The following is a 20,161-nucleotide window of genomic DNA, read 5'->3' as shown; positions in this document are numbered from 1 at the left end:
TGCTGCACAAGTCCATGTGCAGCATTTTAATCTATATTTTTTTTCTGTGTAAATCTATATTTTCTTTATTAAAAATTCTAACTGAATCTTTAACTTTTGTTTCAAGTGCTAACTTAGCGTAGTTATCAACTTCTCTTCTATCTTTAGGACCATGTGTTATAGATGCTGCTCCTCCTATACAACCACCTTTACAAGCCATACCTTCAATAAATGTCTTATCCGTTTTTTTGAATTTTGCTAGCTTTAAAGCTTTATCACATTCTTCTATCCCATCACAGCTAATAGGATTGAATCTAACATCTAAATTTTCTTCTTGAATAATATGCTCTATAGATTCAGCTAAACCACCTGTACGAGCAAATATTCTTCCGTAGAAAGATGCATTATTAAGTAATCCCTTTTCACATTCTTCCAATTTAATATTTGCTGCATCAAGCATTGCAGTAAGTTCTTCAAAAGTTATTACATAATCTGTGCTTCCTGCTACATCTGCTCTTTTCATCTCCATCTTCTTAGCAGTACATGGACCAATAAATACTATTTTTGCTTTATCATCTATTTTTTTTATTAGTCTGGATACAGCTATCATTGGAGATACAGTACTAGATACTTTATCTTTTAATTCAGGATAATTCATATCTATATAAGATACAAAAGCTGGGCAACAAGAGCTTGTCATTAATCCATTATTATCTATGGTTTTTAAATATTCATCAGTTTCATGTAATGATACAATATCAGCACCTAAAGCTACTTCTACAACATCATGAAATCCAATTTTTTTGATTCCTGTAATAACTTGTGATATATCTACATAGGTAAATTGACTAGATATAGCAGGTGCTATTATTGCATATACATGTAAATTATCATCTGTTCTTGATTGTTTCAATAATTCTAATGTTTCTACAATATATGATTTATCCATTATAGCACCAAAAGGACATTGATATACACATGCTCCACATTGTATACATTTCTCATTATCTATAACTGCTTTTTTATTTTCATTTATAGACAATGCATTTGCATTGCAAGCTCTTCTACATGGCCTCATTACATCAGAAATAGCATTATATGGGCAAGCAGATTTACATTTCCCACATTCTATACATTTATTTTGGTCTATATATGCTCTATGATTAATGAAATGTATTGCACCTTTTGGACATACATCAGTACACCTATGTGCCAGACAACCTCTACATGCTTCAGTAACAACAAATCTATCTATTGGACATTCATCACAAGCTTCATCTAATACTTCTATTATATTATCATTTTTTTTGTTTCCCCCTAGTGCTAGCTTTACTCTCTCAACTGTTATTGCTCTTTCCTTGTGTATACAGCATCTTGTTCTCGGTTCAGGACCAGGATCAATAACATTAGGAATTTCATTTATTTTATCATTTAACTCTCCAGAAAGAGTAAGTTTTGATACCTCTCTTAATACTTCATATTTTATTTCTTGAACATAGTTTTCAAACTTTCGCATTTTTTTCACCCCTTATTTAAATATGATTTATACTAACTTTTTTGCCTAGTTTTCTCATTAACATTATTAATTCATCTACAACTTTTAATTTTATGCTTAGATCAATTGGTAAATTAGGATTTTGATGAGCAGGATTTATTGCTTTTCCTACCCATAAATTTAAATGCGTACAATTATTTATTAAATTATCTGCCAACATTGAAGCTCCATCTTTATTATTAAATAGTCTATTTTGATTTACATTATTGTTTGGATCTATAAAGCTTTTTATTTTCTCTACAGTTTTACTTAATGTAAGAACACCTTCAGTAGCTAAATCTATTCCTTTTATTTCTGCAATTGGAGGTACATCTATTGACATAGTATCAAGTTTTACATTTAAGTCAGACTTTATTTCTCTAGCAACAATCTTAGATGCAGTTCCTCCGCATATAATTTTTTTACCTTTCGATTGCATGAATTTTATAACAGTATTTGAATCATTATCTTTATTCTCAGGAGGCCCTGTAAATAAAGAAATATATTCTGGATCTTTAACCTTTATAGCAATAGCAGTAGTATCATCTCCTGGACGATTAGCATATAAATTATCACATACACATATAAGTTCTTTGCTTATGCTTTTAGCAGTTTTTTTAATTTTAGACATACTTTGAATATAATCAGCTACATTTTCCCATTGCCACCCTAAATTTAAAGTTTTACCTACACCAGCGTGTATCACTCCATCTGATACAATTGTAAGTAAATCATCTTTTTCTAATTTGAATTTACTCTCTTTAATTACTTTATTATCTATAATAATATCTCTTTTAGAATTATGGATAATTTTTTTATTTTTAACAAAAAAATATGGAGGATTATCATACTCTGCAATATATACAAACCCATCCTCTGTAATTTTAACTATAGTAAAAGTAGAATATGCAAGTTTTCTAACATTACATACTGGCAAAGTATTACTTATTGTTTTAATTGTTTCTATAAGACTTGATCCTTCTTTAAGCATAGTCACAGCTATTTTACTTGTTAATGTTGATAGTATATTTGCCTTTACTCCACTTCCTAAACCATCTGATAAAACTATTATTATATTTTTTTCACCTTTTACTATTTCTACTTTATCACCACATAATTCTTCATCTTTTTTATTTAAATTATCGTATGCTACATCAATGAAGTAACTCATCAAAGCTCCCCCATTTCTCCATTAGATATATTTTTTAATTTAGTGAGAATAACTTTAGTTTCAGCTGTAGTTTCTCCTAATAAACTTGCTATTTCTTGGGCTACTCTCATTTGTTTTTCTATTACAGATTGAGCTGCATCAATTGTTTGCTCTTTTACTCTATTTAATTCTTTTTTGTTTGATTCTTCCATTGTTGCATCTACCATTATAGATAAGACAACATTTTGTTTTTCTAAATAAAGTATATTTTGAAGCACAACTTTGTTATATTTATCATAATATACCTTTTGTCTATATATATTTTTTTTATCCATTTTCACTCTATAAAATATTTCATCATCTAATAATTTTGATATTGGCTTGAATTTTATTTTACTACTTTCAACACCAAAAAATTTTTCAGCAGATGGATTGAACTCAATAATATTTAATTCATTATCCATTAAAATTATTGCATTAGGGCTATTTTCAAATATAATATTTTTTAAACTCTCAGCTTTACTTCTCATATAAGGAAGACACATATTTTTTTCTGCCATACCTTCTATTATTGCAATAGCTTTTTTCCTACAACTGTCATATCCACAAGCACCACAATTTAACTCATCTATTTTTGCATATTTGCCCATTTCATTTAATACTTTTGTTATTTTCTCTTCTGATACTTCTTCTTTAAAGTATGATCTATCATACATTTTCTTAATAAAATCTTTTATTTCATAATCATTTTTTATATTTGTTTCTGCATTGTCTTCTATTGCTGAATTTTTATCTGAAATATATTTTGATACACGTAGTTTCTTCTTATAAAAGTCATTTTCTTCCTTTGGCATAGCAGCTCCACCTATGCAACTCCCTGTACAAACATGTGCTTCAACTACTACATTTTCCAAAGTATTATTTTGCAATGATTCAAACACTTGCATACATTCTTCAATTCCATCAACTGTTATAAGACTATATTTTTCTTTAAATTCACCTTGTAATAAATTACCTATTACTCCACCTTTTAATGGATATTTTAAACTATTAATATCTGAACTATTGTCAAATTCTTTTGGAGTTAAATTATTTAAATATATTTTTTCGTCTTCAAACCATTCTAATATTTCTTCAAAATTTAATACGGCATCTATAACACCTTTATGTTGAAAATTATCTGATTCTATTTTTTTTGCAGTACATGGACCAATAAAAACTACAAAAGAATCCATACCATATTTTTTCTTTATTAACTTCCCATGAGCAAGCATGGGAGATACTACAGGAATAGTATAATCAATAAGACTTGGAAAGTATTTTTCAATTAAATAACATGATGATGGGCAACTAGTTGTTATTATATTTTTAAGATTATTTTCTTTTATAAAATCTCTATATAATTCAGTTACAATTTGAGCTCCTATTGCTGTTTCTTCAATATTATTAAAACCTAATAATTCAAGTCCTCTTATAATTTTTAAAGGATTATCAACATCAAAAGCAGCACTAAAAGATGGGGCAATACTTACTACAACTTTTCTATTAGCATTTAATACTCTTTTAACATTTTTAATATCACTTTTTACCTTCCTTGCATCTTGAGGACATATTCTCATACATTGACCACAACCTATACATCTTTCTTCTATAATTGTAGCCTGTTCATTTTTTATTTGTATAGCTTTAACTGGACAATATCTCAAGCATTTATAACAATTTTTACAATTTGCTTTAGAGAAATTAAGAAAATTCATTTTTACTTCCTCCCTAAAACATTTCTCTCAAAATATTCTTCTATATTTTTATCATCAACTGAAATAACTGGACCATTATCTATCCTAGTAGAAACTGCTTTTGTACATTCTCCTAAACAAAAAGCTGCTTTTACAATAATTTCGTCTTTTAAATTTCTTTCGTCAACTAATTTTTGTAATCCATTAACTATATTGTAAGCTCCCTTTAAATGACATGCACTTCCAATACAAACCTCTATAGTTTTCATATAATCCACCCCTTAAAATATTTTAAAGCTATATAATGCTTCTTTATATTCTATGATTAAAGTATAGTTTATTGTGATTTTTTTGTCAATATGAATTATAAATGTTCTTGTTAAGGTTTTGTAATTTATTTAACAATCATTTGTGGTTTTAAAAATCAATACGATATAAAAATATAGCAAAGCATATCATTAAAAATATACTTTGCTATAACTGGAATAATAAATTCATATTTTATTTTAGAATCCATAATAATAATGCAATCAAATATCCTATAACTACACCTATATCCTTTGAAGTTCTTTTATCTTTCTTATTATTTTTAATTATAGTTACTATTTTTCCTGCTATAAGTAAAATAAATGCTGTGCAAATAATTACTTTTGTTAAAATTGAATTTAAATAAATATCTGTAACTAAAACTATAAAAACAGGTATAAAAGTTATTATTCCAGCAGTTATGTATAGTATAGGACTAACTCTATTAGTTTTTATTCCAAATCATCCTTTCTAATATCTATAATTTATTTATACATTGTAACTTATAAATAAATCAGAAGCTATTTAGCTTTTCTTATTTCTTAAAAAGGTTATATCAATAAATGATATACCAAAAGATAAACCTAGAGCAGTAAAAAATATATTATAAAAGTTAATGTCTGAAGATCTGAATAAATAAGAAAACCCATAATTAATAGTACCAAATAAAATAAAGAAAGAAATAAATCTAATTAACCGTTTTTTTATTTCAGTCCATTTAAATTTTCTTAAATTATAAAAAGTAATGAAAGGTACATATATAATCATAAAAAAGGCAAAAAAAGCATACCCTACTACAAATTTAAAAGTAAAACTACTATCTATATCTTTATAAACAATGAATAATACTATGGAAGTGTAAATTCCAAATAGTATATAAAGAATTCTCGTAAATACGAAACTTATATTCTTTTTCAATTTATGTACCTCCAAAGTTAATATCTTTATTTTAGTATATATTTTTTTAATTTCTAAAGCATGCTTCACATATAAAAATTATTCTGTTTGAAAAAATAAATGAAGCAATAAATATATGAAATAATCTGTAAAGTCACTATAATCATTTTATCATATTACTAAATAATTATCTTTTTTTATATAAATTTATCTCTTTTCATTCATTTTTTATTAAGATTAAGATAACATGACATTTATAAAAATCTATAATTCATTTCAAATCTAATTCTAAACAAAACCCAAAAGAAATACTATAGATTAATATAGTATTTCTTTTGGGTTTTTATTAATGTTTTATTTTTATATGATATCTGACTATATTATATAAAATATTATAACAAAAATTTTACTATAACAAACCCTATGCCATTAAATAAAATATATCCGTACCAAATATATTCCACAAAAGATGTGCTTTCATTTGCTCTGCTTTGATTATCTGCTTTCTTATCCTCTTTTTCAGCAACTGATTCTCCCATTTTCTTTCCATACATTCTATCTATGTAAGAATTAGAATTAACTGTTGTTCTACCTACTAATCCCCCATCTCCTAAACTTACTTTTTTTCCATCTTTTAGATAAGGCATAAGCATAAATATAGATAGAATAGCCCATAGAATAAATGTAAATTGTATATCATTCTTACCTATTATTATAAAGTATAATATTTCAGCAACCCCAAATATAATTACTTTTCTATATTTTTTCATAGTACTCCCTCGCCCTTATATTTTTAAAATCGTATCACATAATAATGGTGGAATATTTAGAATATTTTGTTGTGTTATATTATACCATATATTAGCAAATATAACTATAATAATATATTATACGGTTTTCTGCATCTATACTTATCATTAACCTATTATTCTCTTGAATTACAATACTTTATTTCCCCATACTTTCTCATGAAATTCAATTTAACTTCAGTAAAATATATTAAGTCATTGAAATATTGATATAAAATAGCTCTATTTTCAAATTCTTTTCTCGTTATAGGCAGTTGACTATTCTCATAATAATCCTTTAGTTTATCTGCTCGTTTTAAGAGATCCTCCCCTGTATTACATTCATCTAGCTCTTTAGATAGCCTTTCAGTAAAATCACTTAATGGTTTTGCCTTTTCAACAGTTATAAACTCTTCCTTAATATTTTTCTGCATATTTACCAGAATCTGATACTGTTGTCTTCTCATATTAAAGTATTTGATGAAATAACTATTATCTTTTAATAAGAAGTCATTATTAAAATTAATAGCATAGTCCATACCTTCTGCTAAAGTTTCATCTAGACTTTTCAAACTATCATCTTGTAATTCTATTGAACATTGATTTAATAATTCTAATTTCATATTATATAGCACAGTCCTTATTAGACTTTCTACTTCAAATTGTTTATTTCTTATTTCCTTTTCCCTATTAGGCATATGAATATTCATAGCCCATGCTACTAAAATTCCAATTAGTAATATTCCGATTTCATTGGTCATGATATCCCAACTCAATGTATTAATATCGTAAATATGAGTTACTAAAACTGTACTAACTGCCATTCCCTCTGTACTTTTTAAAATAGTTAGTATAGGTATAAATATCATTAAAAACACACCTAACACAAGTAGATTATGTCCACCTACTCTAAATAGAATAGTAGCTAAGACTATTGCTATTAATGATGTCATAAGTCTTTTAATCCCTACAATATAAGTCTGAGTTCTTGTATCCAAAATACTAAGCATACATATTACTCCTGCTGTTGCAGCATATTTTAAACCAATAATATTTGCTATAAAAATAGATAATATAACACCGATGGCTATCTTTGCTGCTTTATATAATAAGTTTTTCATATATATTCATCCTTTCTTTAACGTATATATATTATCCATTTATTTTTATTTAAATCAAAAGTTTCAAATGTTTATAAATTCATTCTGATACCATAATTCTATACCAATTTCCCATAGCAATTTTAAATTTTTCTTGTTCTTTTGTATTAGTTTCTATATTAAACTTAGCTTTTGATTTCACTATCCTTAATATGTCTTCAGATTTGGTATTTCTAGGAGCTATAACCATAATATTGTCTGGAGGCTCTATACCTATATTCTATTTCAAAGCCTTAACCTCCTTTTTACTCCTACTTATATTATACTTTATATTTATAATTAATTAACCCTCTGCTTTTTGCAGAGGGCAATTTTTAGGCTCATCTTCTATAAGATCGTCTATAGTATATTCATCCATACCGTAATTTTTGTATTCTTCTATTAATCTTTTTATTTCTAAATCAAATTAGTCTTTCATTCCTCCTAATAAACTTATATTATTAAAAATCTCCTGTCCATAAACCCCCATAATATTCTATACTATAGTTTTTATTTACTATATTTATATTTTCATCCTTTATTAAGTGTTCAGTATAGTTCTCCCAACTGGTTACAGGATATATCCATTTTTGTTCGTCTGTAAGTTCCGGATTTGACCTTATTTCATTTATAAATTCTTTCTCCATATTATTTATAGTAATTAGTTCAGATAATTTATCTAATCTACTTTTTTCATATTCATCATAAGACTCATATCCATAATCCTTTACTACTTCATCTTCATAGGCTGAAAATTCCTCTATAAGTTTATCATTATCTTCTCCAATAAACTTTTCACTGGTTTCGTTGGCTTTTCTTATCATTTTTAATGCTTCTTTTTCTGAGGTTTTTTTATATCCCTTTTTAATTGCTGTCTTATATAATATTTTGTCTCTTAATACTATATTGAAAGCTTCATTTTTTGTAATATCATAGTTAAATTGTCTTTCATGATATCTAATAAACTGTTCCTGATATTCTGTTAAATCTTTTCCTTCAACATTAAAAGAGTTTAAATAAAAGTCTCTAATATTTTTTTCTGGCATAGAATTTAAATCATTTAATTTTTTTGTCATCAAGTCTGTGATTTTTCTTGATATTATCTCTTTTTCAATATCTTTTTCTGTAATGGTGTATCCATCAAAAGTTGCTATTATGCCTTCTTGAGAGTTCTCTCTTGAACAGCCAGTTAATATTAAAACAGTTATAGCTATTAATAAAATTTTTTTCATTCTTAAAACATCCTTTTATATAATTCTTATTTTCTTGGAACTTTTACTTATGGTAGGGCTTTCAGTAACTAATACTAAAATCTACTATTATTAAAACTTTATGATTCATCATTATATTAAAAATAAAATTATGATATTAATAATAATTAAAATACTTTTTTAAAATTTAGCCTATAATAACTATATAATTGTCTAAATTTCTCTCTAGTTTAAAATTAATGGTAAATAATATATATTAAACAGTACAAAATTCCTCAAATTCTAACTCAATTAAGTTATCAGCGAGAGCTTCTTCTCTAACTATTACTCTTTTAGTAACATTATTCTGCATCTCTATACACTTAGAAATTTTATCAACAGCCTCATCAATTATCACAACATGATAAATGTTTATGATATCCACTTTTAGATTAGTATAAACATCGGTTGAATATTTAGAATATTTTGTTGAATTATATTATACCATATATTAAAAAATTTAACTATAATAATATTAGATTATTGCACTATGTGGATAAATAATTGATGGAGAATCTTCTATTACAACTATTTATATGTATTCCAGACATTAGTAAAAAGAATAGTAGTTTCTTCAATACAATCACTAATTAAATCAGTTAATTTGTTCTTAGATAACCTCTCCATACTTGCTACCTTAGACATAATATAACCATTCTTATCTTTAATTTCTATTATTATATTTTAATAATGTAAAACTTATTTGACATATACCTATAATAATGTTAAGATAAATATGTAAAAAACCTTTTACTTTTTAAAACTATTAAGGAGGTATTTTTATCATGAGAAAAATGGATGAAATGGAAATGCAGATTAGTCTAATATCTATAAAATGGGCGTGGTTGTATACAATTATATTTTTATTTATTTGGTCAATTGTTAACTTTATAAATACTAGAGAAATTAGTATCCCATTTATACTACTTATAAGCCAAAATCTTATTTTTTTAGGACTTCAAACTTATTTGAAATGGAAGCTTGGCAAAGATGAAGAATAATATAAAAAAACTAAGAAAAGAACTTAAATTTAGACAAGAAGATGTAGCAAAATCCGTAGGTGTAACAAGACAAACAATTAATGCTATTGAAAATAATAAATATGATCCATCATTAGAATTAGCAATAAAACTTGCTAGATTACTTAATACTACAGTAGAAGAATTATTTATATTTGAGGAATAATTGATGCAGAAGGAAGTATTATCCTTACTAGATTCCATAGTAACCAAAATGGGAAGAATAATATCAAAGAAAAATTATAATAAAGAAAAACATAAAGATTCATTTACTTACAGAGTAATTTACAACGATTCTTTAATTTTACTTAAAGAGATTGAACCTTATTTAGTTATAGATAGAAAAAAATCCAGAGCAAAATTAATATTACAAAAATACAAGAAGATTACTCCTAGAAATGGAAAATACAATGATGAATTGAGAAAAAGAAAAGAACAATTTTATAAAGAATTCATGGCATTATAAAAGCCTTGATTTCAATCGAAATCAAGGCTTTATGTTATGGTGGAGGCGGTGGGACGTTTTATCCTATAGTTTCCTAAAGGCACTGACTATATCTTGAAGTTTAATTTTATAAACCTCTCTGGCGTATTATAGAAGCTATTATTTGATTGTTTCTAATCACTACTTCTATCCTAGTGCTACATATCTAATTGACTTAGTAGCCTATAAGTCGATACAGGGCTGTTAGATTTCTCTACATACTCCTCGGTATTAGCTTAGATTTTCCTTAGCCTTCACCGATAAAGCCAGATTTTCACTGCTAAATCACTTTAGCAGGCGACTCTTTCTGAATCGAACCCACGTCCGAAGGTACTTCATATGGAGTTTCTCCCGAAACAGTTGCTTCTTTAATTTCATCCATCAAATCGCCAAGCAACAGGCTAAATGATGAACTATCTCTAATTATACTAACTTAAGGTCAAAGAATCCCTTAAGCAGGGCCCCGCTTATAATGACACTTAATCTCTAATAGGCGGGACTATTAGAGTAAGTGAGCTACCTTTATTAGGCAGCTAATGCGTAATTTTCGTCTGCGTTTAATTTAAGTTGCCACTTTTTAGGTTGTTTGGCGACAACCTCCGGCTACTCCATACTCCGTACCCCCGTCGAAGCCAGGTCGCCCCCATATATTAATAATTCTTTGGACTCATATATTTTTCCATTCTTCTCTTAGCATCTTTTTTAGCTATATCATGTCTTTTATCATATAACTTTTTACCTTTAGCTATTGCTATTTCAAGTTTCACTAAACCATTCTTAAAATAAATACTTAAAGGTATAAGTGAATAGCCTTGCTGAGAAGTATATCCAATAAGTTTGCGAATTTCTCCTTTATGCAAAAGAAGTTTTCTTTTTCTTAATGGATCTTTATTATAAATATTTCCTTGTTCATATGGGCTTATATGCATACCATTAATATAAGCTTCTCCATTATCAATAGAAGCATAGCTTTCTTTTATGTTTACTTTACCTTTACGTATTGATTTTACTTCTGTACCAGATAAAGCAATACCTGCTTCATACACTTCTTCAATAAAATATTCATGTCTTGCTTTTCTATTTTTTGATACAATTTTAATGCTTTCTTTTGCCATATAATCACCCACTGAACTTTATTGTCCATTTAATATAATACCATCAATACGCTATTTTGTCAAATCTACACAACATTCTTCTCTTTATCTAGAATGGAAAGTACAGTATAAATTTTATTTGTTAATGTATTTATATCCATACTTTCTTCAACATCTACATACTTTACATCATTATTATTTACCCAAGTTTCAATTATCTGTGCTTCATCTATTTGTTCTTGAAGTAATATTTCTTGATATGATTTTTGTTTATTGATTAAAGGATATAAAAACTTTCTTATATCTCCATAAACATTTTCATTTATACTTGATATACTAAATGTATGGAGTATTCTTCCACCTCTTATAAAATATATTTTCTTGTTAGTTTTTATATCTCTTTCTATTATAATTATTTCTCTTTGAGATAAAGCTTTTGAAATTATTTTTTGATTATATATTAAAGTTCTAAATTTAGATAGTTTGTCTCTATAATTAGCTGCTTTTTCAAAATTAAGATTCTTAGAATAATATTTCATTTTTTCTTCTAATTTTTTTAATAAATATTTTCCATCTCCATTTAAAATATTTATTATTTTATTTATCATATGTTCATACTCAGCTTTTACATCCCTTTGTTTACTGTAAGGACATAGACATTTGCCCAAATGATAATATAGGCAAGGCTTCTTTTTTTTATTGTTTCCACATTTCCTAATAGGAAACAATTCATTTATATATTCTACTACTCCATACACTAAATTTTTTCTATTATATGGTCCAAAATATAATGCATTATCATCTTTTATTTTATAGCATGTTTTAATAATTGGAAACTCTTCATTAGTTATTTTTATATAGGGATAAGATTTAAAATCTTTAAGTAAACTATTATATTTAGGCTTATGTTTTTTTATCATTTTACTTTCAAGTATCAATGCTTCAAGCTCTGTATCTGTTACAATATAATCTAAGTCATGTATATTGAATTTTAAATTCTCAATTTTCCTAGAATCATTTTTAGATTTATAAAAATACTGTTTTATTCTTTTTTTAAGACATTTTGATTTTCCTATATATATTATATTTTTATATTTATCTTTAAAAATATAGACTCCAGGTAGTTCTGGAAGCTTTTTTAAATTTATACTCATATCATACACCCTTTAAAATTTATAATACTATTATATCAGATACATGATATATTTCCCCCTTTATTTGTATGTTTATTCTTTGTCTTCAACTAATAAAAAATCTATTTCCCTCTTTGCAATATTAGTATTTACTACTCTTATTTTTACAATATCTCCTATTCTATAAGTTTTCTTTGTTCTTTCTTCAACTAAGGAATAATTCTTTTCATCATAATGATAGTATCCATCAGTAAGTGTGCTTACATGAACTAAACCTTCTATAGTATTATCTAATTCTACAAATAAACCAAATGAAGTAACACCTGATATAAGTCCTTCATATTCTTCACCAATTCTCTTGGACATGTACTCTACCATCTTAAGTTCATCTGTTTCTCTCTCTGCTTCATCAGCTATTCTTTCTGTAGAAGAACAATGTTCTGCTATCTTTGGTAATTTCTTTTCTAATTTTGTTTTTTTCTTTTCATCTATTTCATTATTTATAAACCATTTAATTATTCTATGAATAGTTAAGTCTGGATATCTTCTTATAGGTGAAGTAAAGTGGGTATAATACTTAGCAGCTAATCCAAAGTGAGTTTTTCTTTCATGAGAATACTCAGCTTTTTTTAGAGATCTAAGCATAATAGTATTAATAACTGTTTCTTCTTTTTTCCCTTCTATTTTTTCAAGTAAATCTTGTAATTGTTTTGGATGAATATCTTCATCATTACCTTTAAGTTTATAGCCAAAATTATATATAAACTTTTTAAAGTCTTCTATTCTATCTTCATCAGGATCCTCATGTATTCTATATAAGAAAGGAGTTTGAGTCCAATACATATATTCTGCTATAGTTTCATTTGCTGCTAGCATAAATTCTTCTATTATTCTATTAGAAATCCTTCTTTCATATTTCTTGATTTCTACTGGATCTCCTTCTGTATCTAGAATTATTTTAGCTTCATCAAAGTCAAAATCTATACTTCCTCTTTGTTCTCTTTTTCTCCTTAGAATCTTACTTAATTCTTCCATTAGTTTAAATTCATCTATAAATTCATTATACTTTTTCATTAATTCTTCGTCATTATTTTCTAATATATCAGATACATCTTTATAATTTAATCTTGCTTTACTATTTATAACTGTTTCTTTTATATTCTGGTCTTTTACTTTACCATTTTTATCTATGGTCATAAATACACTTAATGTTAAACGATCAACTTTTGGATTTAAACTACACATACCATTAGATAGTTTTCTAGGTAACATAGGTATGACTCTATCCACTAAATATACACTAGTACCTCTTTTATATGCTTCTTTATCTATTGTTGAACTTTCATGAACATAATGTGTTACATCAGCTATGTGAACCCCTAAAATATAATCTCCATTTTCTAATTTTTCAACAGATATTCCATCATCTAAGTCTTTTGCATCTATTCCATCTATTGTAAATATCTTTTTATCTCTTAAATCTAATCTTCTACTTATTTCTCTTTCTGGAATTGTTTCTGAAATACTTTCAGCATCTAACATAACTTCTTCAGGGAACGTTTCTGATAGATTATATTTTCTTTCAATAGATAATATGTCTGTACCTACATCATTAACATTTCCTAGAACTTCAATTACTTTTCCTTCTGGATTTCTTCTTTTCTCTGGCCATTTAGTTATTTCTACTACTACTTTATCATCATCTTTTGCACCTTGAAATTCTGATTTAGGTATAAATACATCAACACTTATTTTTTCATCATCTGGAACTACAAATCCAAAATTTTTGCTTTTTTGAAAGATACCTACTATATTTTTGTTTCCTCTTTCAACTATTCTTATTACTTCACCTTCTGGTCTTTTGTCTTCATCTCCCTTTTTATAAAGTCTTACTAAAACTCTATCATTATGTAATGCTCCATTTAAATTGTTAGGAGATAAAAATACATCTCTACTTTCAACATCATCTGGTATTAAAAAGCCAAACCCTCTAGAATTTCCTTGTATTTTTCCAAACCTAAGTCCTAATTTTTCAGGAACTCCATATGTTTCTTCTCGTGTTTTAACAATAGAACACTCTTTTTCCATTTCATCTAATATGCTATAAAATTCTTTTAGTTGATCCTTTTCAATATCAAATATATTTGCTAGTTCTTCCTTCTTTACAGGCTTATATGCTTGTTCTTTCATAAATCTCAATATTTTATTTTTTATGTTCATAATTTTACCTCCATTATACTCTGTTTACTTATATATTTACCCTTATCATTAATTTTTATTTATAATTATGTAAATTAAGCTATTAAATAAGAAAAGACAATCAATATTGATTGTCTTTTCTTATTTAAACTTTTATATGAATAATGGTGCGAATACTAATGCAACAATAGTCATTAACTTTATAAGGATATTGATTGAAGGTCCTGATGTATCTTTAAATGGATCTCCTACTGTATCTCCTACAACTGCTGCTTTATGAGCTTCACTACCTTTTCCACCATGATTTCCTTCTTCAATATATTTCTTAGCATTATCCCATGCTCCACCTGCATTAGCCATAAATATAGCCATAAGAACTCCTGTTGCTAATGCTCCTGCAAGTAAACCACCTAATGCTTCAACTCCTAATACAAGACCTGTTACTAAAGGTGCAAGTACTGCTAAAAGTCCTGGTATAATCATTTCTTTAAGTGCTGCTGTTGTACTTATATCAACACACTTTTTATACTCAGGTTTCGCTTTACCTTCCATAAGTCCAGGTATAGTTTTAAATTGTCTTCTAACTTCTTCTATCATACTAAATGCAGCTTTTCCTACTGCTTTCATAGTTATAGCTGAGAATAAGAAAGGAAGCATACCTCCTATTAAAAGCCCTACTATAACTGTTGGTTCAGTAAGATTAATTGAATCTAAGTTTACTGCTTTTGTATAAGATGCAAATAATGCAAGAGATGTAAGTGCTGCTGAACCTATTGCAAATCCTTTACCTATTGCAGCCGTAGTATTTCCTACAGAGTCTAACTTATCTGTAATATCACGAACACCACTTGGTAATTCACACATTTCAGCAATACCACCAGCATTATCTGCTATTGGACCATATGCATCTACTGCTACAGTCATTCCTGCAGTAGAAAGCATCCCAACTGCTGCAAGAGCAATTCCATATAATCCTGCTACATTATATGCAATTAAAATCCCACCAGATATAACAAGTATTGGTAATGCTGTAGATTGCATACCTACAGATAATCCACTTATAATATTTGTTGATGATCCAGTTTCTGACTCATCTGCAATTCTTTTAACTGGATTGTACTCTGTTGATGTATAATATTCAGTTATTTTAGCTACTATAATACCAACTAATAAACCTGTTACTATAGCAAAAAATGGATCTAATGTTTCTAATAATGATTTACTTAAGAAAAATGCAACAATTACTGTTAGAACTCCACTCACTAAAGTACCCATATTAAGTGATTTTTGTGGATCTGAATTTTCTCCTGCTCTTACAAAGAATGTTCCTATTATAGAAGCAATTATTCCTGTTGCAGCTAATAATAATGGGAACATAGCTGCATTCATTGCCATATCAAAATTATCAGCATATGCTACAAGTCCAAGTGTTATAGCTGATATAATTGAACCAACATATGATTCAAATAAGTCAGCACCCATACCAGCAACGTCACCTACATTATCCCCTACGTTGTCAGCTATAACTGCAGGGTTTCTAGGGTCATCTTCTGGTATTCCAGCTTCTACTTTACCAACAAGGTCAGCTCCAACATCTGCCGCTTTTGTATATATTCCTCCACCTACACGTCCAAATAAAGCTATAGATGAAGCTCCTAGACCAAAGCCAGTTATGTAACTAGCTGCTTTTTGTGCTTCTGCTAAACCTTCTGCATCTTTAGAAAAGACATAATATAATGAGCCAATACCAAGTAGACCTAAACCTACCACACTCATACCCATTACTGCCCCACCAGAAAATGCTACTGATAAAGCTTTATTCATCCCTTTTTCTTTTGCTGCATTTGCTGTTCTTACATTAGCTTTTGTAGCTACTTTCATACCAAAAAATCCTGCTAATGCTGAAAAAACCGCTCCAACTATGAAAGATATAGCTGTAGGCCAGTCGATACCAATTCCTAAAACAACAAAAAGAATTACAACAAAAATTACTAAATATTTATATTCACGAGATAAAAAAGCCATAGCTCCTTCATGAATATGTGAAGAAATTTCCTTCATTCTGTCATTGCCCACATCTACTTTGTTTATTATATTTGATTTATAAAAAGCAAATATAAGGGCTAGTACACCAACTATTGGTGCTAAAAAAATAAGATTCAATTTAATATCCTCCTTTGTCCTTTAACTTTTCCTTATTATTTATTGTACTGCTGTTAATGCAAGTGCTGCTAAAATAAATATTACAGCAGAAACTGTAGTTAATTTGCTAAGAATAGCTTCATAACTTCTTCCTTGTTTTTTTCCCCAGATACTTTCTGCGCCACCGGCAATACTTCCTGATAAGCCTGCACTCTTACCTGATTGCAGTAAAATACTCGCAATTAGTACTAAACTTGCTATGATTAATAATACAGTAAAAATAATTGCTGCTGTACTCATAAACCCACCTCCTATTATACGATTAACAAACCTATTTTAACATAGCTTTGCCATAAAAGCAATCAAATAATCATTATAAACACATAAATGATAAGGATAATTTTATCCTTATCATTTATGAAACTTTTTTATATTGTTTTTATCATTTTTTATTTTAAATTATAGAATGCATCTATTCCATCATACTTTGAAGTATCAGATAAATAATCTTCAAGTCTTAATAATTGATTATATTTTGAAACTCTATCTGATCTTGAAGGTGCACCTGTTTTAATTTGACCAGCATTAGTAGCAACTACTAAATCAGCTATTGTATTATCTGATGTTTCTCCTGATCTATGAGAAATAACAGCAGTATATCCTGCTCTTTTTGCCATTTCTATAGCATCTAAAGTCTCAGTTATAGTACCTATTTGATTTAATTTAATAAGAATAGAATTAGCTGCATTTTCTTTTATTCCTTTAGACAGTCTATTAGTATTAGTTACAAATAAGTCATCACCTACTATTTGTATTTTTCCACCTAATTTTTCTGTCATTAGCTTCCATCCATCCCAATCTTCTTCATATAATCCATCTTCAATTGAAATTATAGGATATTTTTCTATTAGATTATTGTAAAAATCTATCATTTCTTGAGAAGTCAATGTCTTTCCTTCTGCTGCTAAAGTGTATACTTTCTTTTCTTTATCATATATCTCAGTTGCAGCTACATCGAGAGCTAATCTCACTTCATCATAAGGTTTATACCCTGCTTTTTCTATAGCTTCTACTATAGTTGATAAAGCTTCTTCATTTGATGATAAGTTTGGAGCAAATCCACCTTCATCACCTACTGAAGTGTTAAGACCTTTTGATTTTAATACTGCTTTAAGACTATGGAATATTTCTGCTCCCATTCTAAGTCCTTCTTTGAATGATTTAGCACCTACTGGCATTACCATAAACTCTTGAATATCCACATTATTATCAGCATGTTCTCCGCCATTTAAAATATTCATCATAGGAACTGGTAATGTTTTTCCATTTACACCACCTAAGTATTGGAATAATTCAAGTCCTAATGAATCTGCTGCGGCTCTTGCTACTGCCATTGATACTCCTAGAATTGCATTAGCACCTAGTTTACCTTTATTATCTGTTCCATCTAAATCGATCATTGTCATGTCTACTCCAACTTGATCTGTTATATCAAATCCTATAAGTTCTGGAGCAATTAATTCATTTACATTTTCAACAGCTTTTATAACACCTTTTCCTAAGTATCTGTCTTTATCTCCATCTCTTAATTCTACTGCTTCAAATGCACCAGTAGATGCTCCAGATGGAACTGCCGCTCTTCCATATGCTCCACTTTCAGTTGCTACCTCAACTTCAACTGTTGGATTACCTCTTGAATCTAATATTTCTCTTGCATTAATATCTACTATCATATCCATATTGTATTTCCTCCTTAAATTTGTTATTTATTTTAAGATCAAAGATTTACCTGTCATTTCATTAGGCTTATCTACACTTAACATATCTAATATTGTAGGTGATATATCTGCTAATATTCCACCTTCTCTTAATTTTACATCACCTTCACCAAGTACTATACATGGTACTTTATTTGTAGTATGTGCTGTTAATACTGCTCCAGTCTCTTCATCTCTCATTTGCTCTGCATTCCCATGATCTGCAGTTATAAGAACACTTGCTCCTAACTTCTCTAATTCATCCACTACTTCTCCTAAATATTTATCAACAGTTTCAACTGCTTTTACCGCTGCATCAATATCACCAGTATGACCTACCATGTCAGGATTTGCAAAGTTTAATACCATAAGACTATAATTATTTTTATTTAAATTTTCAATAGCTTTATCTTTTACTTGTTCTGCACTCATTTCAGGTTGAAGGTCATATGTTGATACCTTTGGAGAAGGAATTAAAACTCTATCTTCATCAATATTCGGCTGCTCTACTCCTCCATTAAAGAAAAATGTAACATGTGCATATTTCTCAGTCTCTGTTATTCTAAGTTGTTTTTTTCCTAAACTACTTATATATTCACCTAATGTATTTTTATATTGTTGTGGTTTAAAAGCAACTTTTACATTTTCTATTGTTTTATCATATTGAGTCATTGTTATATATTCAGTATCTACTTTTTCTTCTCTATTGAAACCTTCAAATTCTTCATCAACAAATGCTCTAGTTAATTGTCTTGCTCTATCAGGTCTAAAGTTAAAGAAAATAATTGAATCTCCACTTTCTACTGTAACAACTGGCTTATCATTTTCTTTTATAACAGTAGGAACTACAAATTCATCAGTAACATCTTCATCATATGAATTTTGTATTGCAGATTCTGCACTATCCGCTTCTAATCCTTTACCTAAAACAATTGCATTATATGCTTTTTCTGTTCTATCCCATCTTTTATCTCTATCCATTGCATAATAACGTCCTGAAATTGTAGCAATTTTACCTACTCCAATTTCCTTAATCTTTTCTTCTAGTTCCTTTATATCTGACAATCCACTTTTAGGTGGTACATCTCTACCATCTAGAAATGCATGAATATAAACATCTTTAAAGTTTTTCTTTGCCGCTAACTCTAATAAAGCATATAAATGAGAACTATGACTATGAACTCCACCATGAGAAAATAAACCAAACAAATGAAGATTTCTATTATTTCCTTTAGCATGATCTATAGCTTCATTAAATTCTTCTTTATCAAAAAAATCTCCATCGTTAATGGATTTATTTATCCTTGTAAACTCTTGGTAAATAATTCTTCCTGCTCCTATATTCAAATGACCTACTTCTGAATTGCCCATTTGTCCTTCAGGTAGACCTACTGACTCACCACTAGCTATTAATTCAGTATATGGATTAGATTTTTTCAATCTATCAAAATTAGGGGTGTTTGCTAGAAAAGTTGCATTTCCTTCATATTTATTACCAAGTCCCCAACCATCTAATATAACTATTGCTGCTAATTTTTCTTTCATTGTTGTCCT

General features: G+C 28.0%; 20 protein-coding genes and 1 other RNA gene. 3 read left to right on the top strand and 18 right to left on the bottom strand.

The features are described 5' to 3' along the window. Positions 1-31: 31 nt before the first annotated feature. From D3Z33_RS00725 to D3Z33_RS00680, 10 genes are all read right to left on the bottom strand, one after another. Positions 32-1,495: a 4Fe-4S dicluster domain-containing protein gene (locus tag D3Z33_RS00725; RefSeq protein WP_160195883.1), complete on the bottom strand. Its 1,464-nt coding sequence runs from the start codon at positions 1,493-1,495 to the stop codon at positions 32-34. 16 nt (positions 1,496-1,511) lie between these two features. Continuing rightward, entirely contained in the window at positions 1,512-2,684 is a 1,173-nt protein-coding gene (locus D3Z33_RS00720; protein ID WP_160195882.1) for a SpoIIE family protein phosphatase, read from the bottom strand. Next, positions 2,684-4,420, bottom strand: a complete 1,737-nt coding sequence (locus D3Z33_RS00715; protein WP_160195881.1) for a [Fe-Fe] hydrogenase large subunit C-terminal domain-containing protein — start codon at positions 4,418-4,420, stop codon at positions 2,684-2,686. The genes D3Z33_RS00720 and D3Z33_RS00715 overlap by 1 nt, the downstream gene beginning before the upstream one ends. A 2-nt stretch (positions 4,421-4,422) precedes the next feature. Beyond that, positions 4,423-4,668 carry a (2Fe-2S) ferredoxin domain-containing protein gene (locus D3Z33_RS00710; protein WP_160195880.1) on the bottom strand — a complete coding sequence of 82 codons (246 nt, stop codon included), beginning with the start codon at positions 4,666-4,668 and terminating at the stop codon, positions 4,423-4,425. Between the two features lie 562 nt (positions 4,669-5,230). Then, entirely contained in the window at positions 5,231-5,623 is a 393-nt protein-coding gene (locus D3Z33_RS00705) for a hypothetical protein (RefSeq protein WP_160195879.1), read from the bottom strand. Positions 5,624-5,994: 371 nt separating this feature from the next. Next, the gene (locus D3Z33_RS00700; RefSeq protein ID WP_160195878.1) at positions 5,995-6,372 is read right to left on the bottom strand and encodes a hypothetical protein; all 378 of its coding nucleotides are present in this window, start codon (positions 6,370-6,372) and stop codon (positions 5,995-5,997) included. A gap of 155 nt (positions 6,373-6,527) precedes the next feature. Beyond that, positions 6,528-7,511 carry an aromatic acid exporter family protein gene (locus D3Z33_RS00695; RefSeq protein WP_160195877.1) on the bottom strand — a complete coding sequence of 328 codons (984 nt, stop codon included), beginning with the start codon at positions 7,509-7,511 and terminating at the stop codon, positions 6,528-6,530. Between the two features lie 79 nt (positions 7,512-7,590). Next, a complete protein-coding gene (locus D3Z33_RS00690; protein WP_160195876.1) occupies positions 7,591-7,740 on the bottom strand; it encodes a hypothetical protein in 150 nt (49 codons plus the stop codon). Positions 7,741-7,990: 250 nt separating this feature from the next. Beyond that, positions 7,991-8,761, bottom strand: coding sequence for a membrane lipoprotein lipid attachment site-containing protein (locus tag D3Z33_RS00685; protein ID WP_160195875.1), 771 nt, complete (start codon positions 8,759-8,761; stop codon positions 7,991-7,993). Between the two features lie 235 nt (positions 8,762-8,996). Beyond that, complete coding sequence (locus tag D3Z33_RS00680) at positions 8,997-9,137, bottom strand: hypothetical protein (RefSeq protein ID WP_160195874.1); 141 nt, start codon at positions 9,135-9,137, stop codon at positions 8,997-8,999. Between the two features lie 427 nt (positions 9,138-9,564). On the opposite strand from D3Z33_RS00680, the gene D3Z33_RS00675 reads away from it, so the two are divergent. Genes D3Z33_RS00675 through D3Z33_RS00665 form a run of 3 tightly spaced genes read left to right on the top strand, consistent with a single transcriptional unit; the run spans position 9,565 to position 10,264 of the window. After that, positions 9,565-9,780 carry a hypothetical protein gene (locus D3Z33_RS00675; protein ID WP_160195873.1) on the top strand — a complete coding sequence of 72 codons (216 nt, stop codon included), beginning with the start codon at positions 9,565-9,567 and terminating at the stop codon, positions 9,778-9,780. Continuing rightward, positions 9,770-9,964: a helix-turn-helix transcriptional regulator gene (locus D3Z33_RS00670; RefSeq protein ID WP_160195872.1), complete on the top strand. Its 195-nt coding sequence runs from the start codon at positions 9,770-9,772 to the stop codon at positions 9,962-9,964. Before D3Z33_RS00675 ends, D3Z33_RS00670 begins: the two co-directional genes overlap by 11 nt. Before the next feature lie 3 nt (positions 9,965-9,967). Further along, positions 9,968-10,264, top strand: coding sequence for a hypothetical protein (locus D3Z33_RS00665; RefSeq protein WP_160195871.1), 297 nt, complete (start codon positions 9,968-9,970; stop codon positions 10,262-10,264). Positions 10,265-10,590: 326 nt separating this feature from the next. Here the strand turns inward: D3Z33_RS00665 and ssrA are convergent. The 8 genes from ssrA to gpmI form a co-directional block, all read right to left on the bottom strand. Next, positions 10,591-10,919, bottom strand: a transfer-messenger RNA (tmRNA) gene (ssrA, locus tag D3Z33_RS00660). 13 nt (positions 10,920-10,932) lie between these two features. Further along, complete coding sequence (smpB, locus tag D3Z33_RS00655; RefSeq protein ID WP_160195870.1) at positions 10,933-11,397, bottom strand: SsrA-binding protein SmpB; 465 nt, start codon at positions 11,395-11,397, stop codon at positions 10,933-10,935. A gap of 65 nt (positions 11,398-11,462) precedes the next feature. Further along, positions 11,463-12,530 carry a UvrB/UvrC motif-containing protein gene (locus D3Z33_RS00650; protein WP_160195869.1) on the bottom strand — a complete coding sequence of 356 codons (1,068 nt, stop codon included), beginning with the start codon at positions 12,528-12,530 and terminating at the stop codon, positions 11,463-11,465. 72 nt (positions 12,531-12,602) lie between these two features. Next, entirely contained in the window at positions 12,603-14,729 is a 2,127-nt protein-coding gene (rnr, locus tag D3Z33_RS00645) for a ribonuclease R (RefSeq protein WP_160195868.1), read from the bottom strand. A gap of 132 nt (positions 14,730-14,861) precedes the next feature. Then, positions 14,862-16,871: a sodium-translocating pyrophosphatase gene (locus D3Z33_RS00640; protein ID WP_160195867.1), complete on the bottom strand. Its 2,010-nt coding sequence runs from the start codon at positions 16,869-16,871 to the stop codon at positions 14,862-14,864. A 39-nt stretch (positions 16,872-16,910) separates the two neighbouring features. Beyond that, positions 16,911-17,150, bottom strand: a complete 240-nt coding sequence (secG, locus tag D3Z33_RS00635; RefSeq protein WP_130807515.1) for a preprotein translocase subunit SecG — start codon at positions 17,148-17,150, stop codon at positions 16,911-16,913. Positions 17,151-17,299: 149 nt separating this feature from the next. Continuing rightward, entirely contained in the window at positions 17,300-18,589 is a 1,290-nt protein-coding gene (eno, locus tag D3Z33_RS00630; protein ID WP_160195866.1) for a phosphopyruvate hydratase, read from the bottom strand. Between the two features lie 27 nt (positions 18,590-18,616). Next, positions 18,617-20,152: a 2,3-bisphosphoglycerate-independent phosphoglycerate mutase gene (gene gpmI, locus D3Z33_RS00625; protein ID WP_160195865.1), complete on the bottom strand. Its 1,536-nt coding sequence runs from the start codon at positions 20,150-20,152 to the stop codon at positions 18,617-18,619. Positions 20,153-20,161: the final 9 nt, after the last annotated feature.

It is taken from the genome of Senegalia massiliensis, assembly GCF_009911265.1.
GTDB classification, from domain to species: Bacteria; Bacillota; Clostridia; order Tissierellales; family SIT17; genus Anaeromonas; species Anaeromonas massiliensis_A.
The sequence above is the reverse complement of the archived record's forward strand: the minus strand, read 5'-3'. Positions and strand labels throughout refer to the sequence as shown.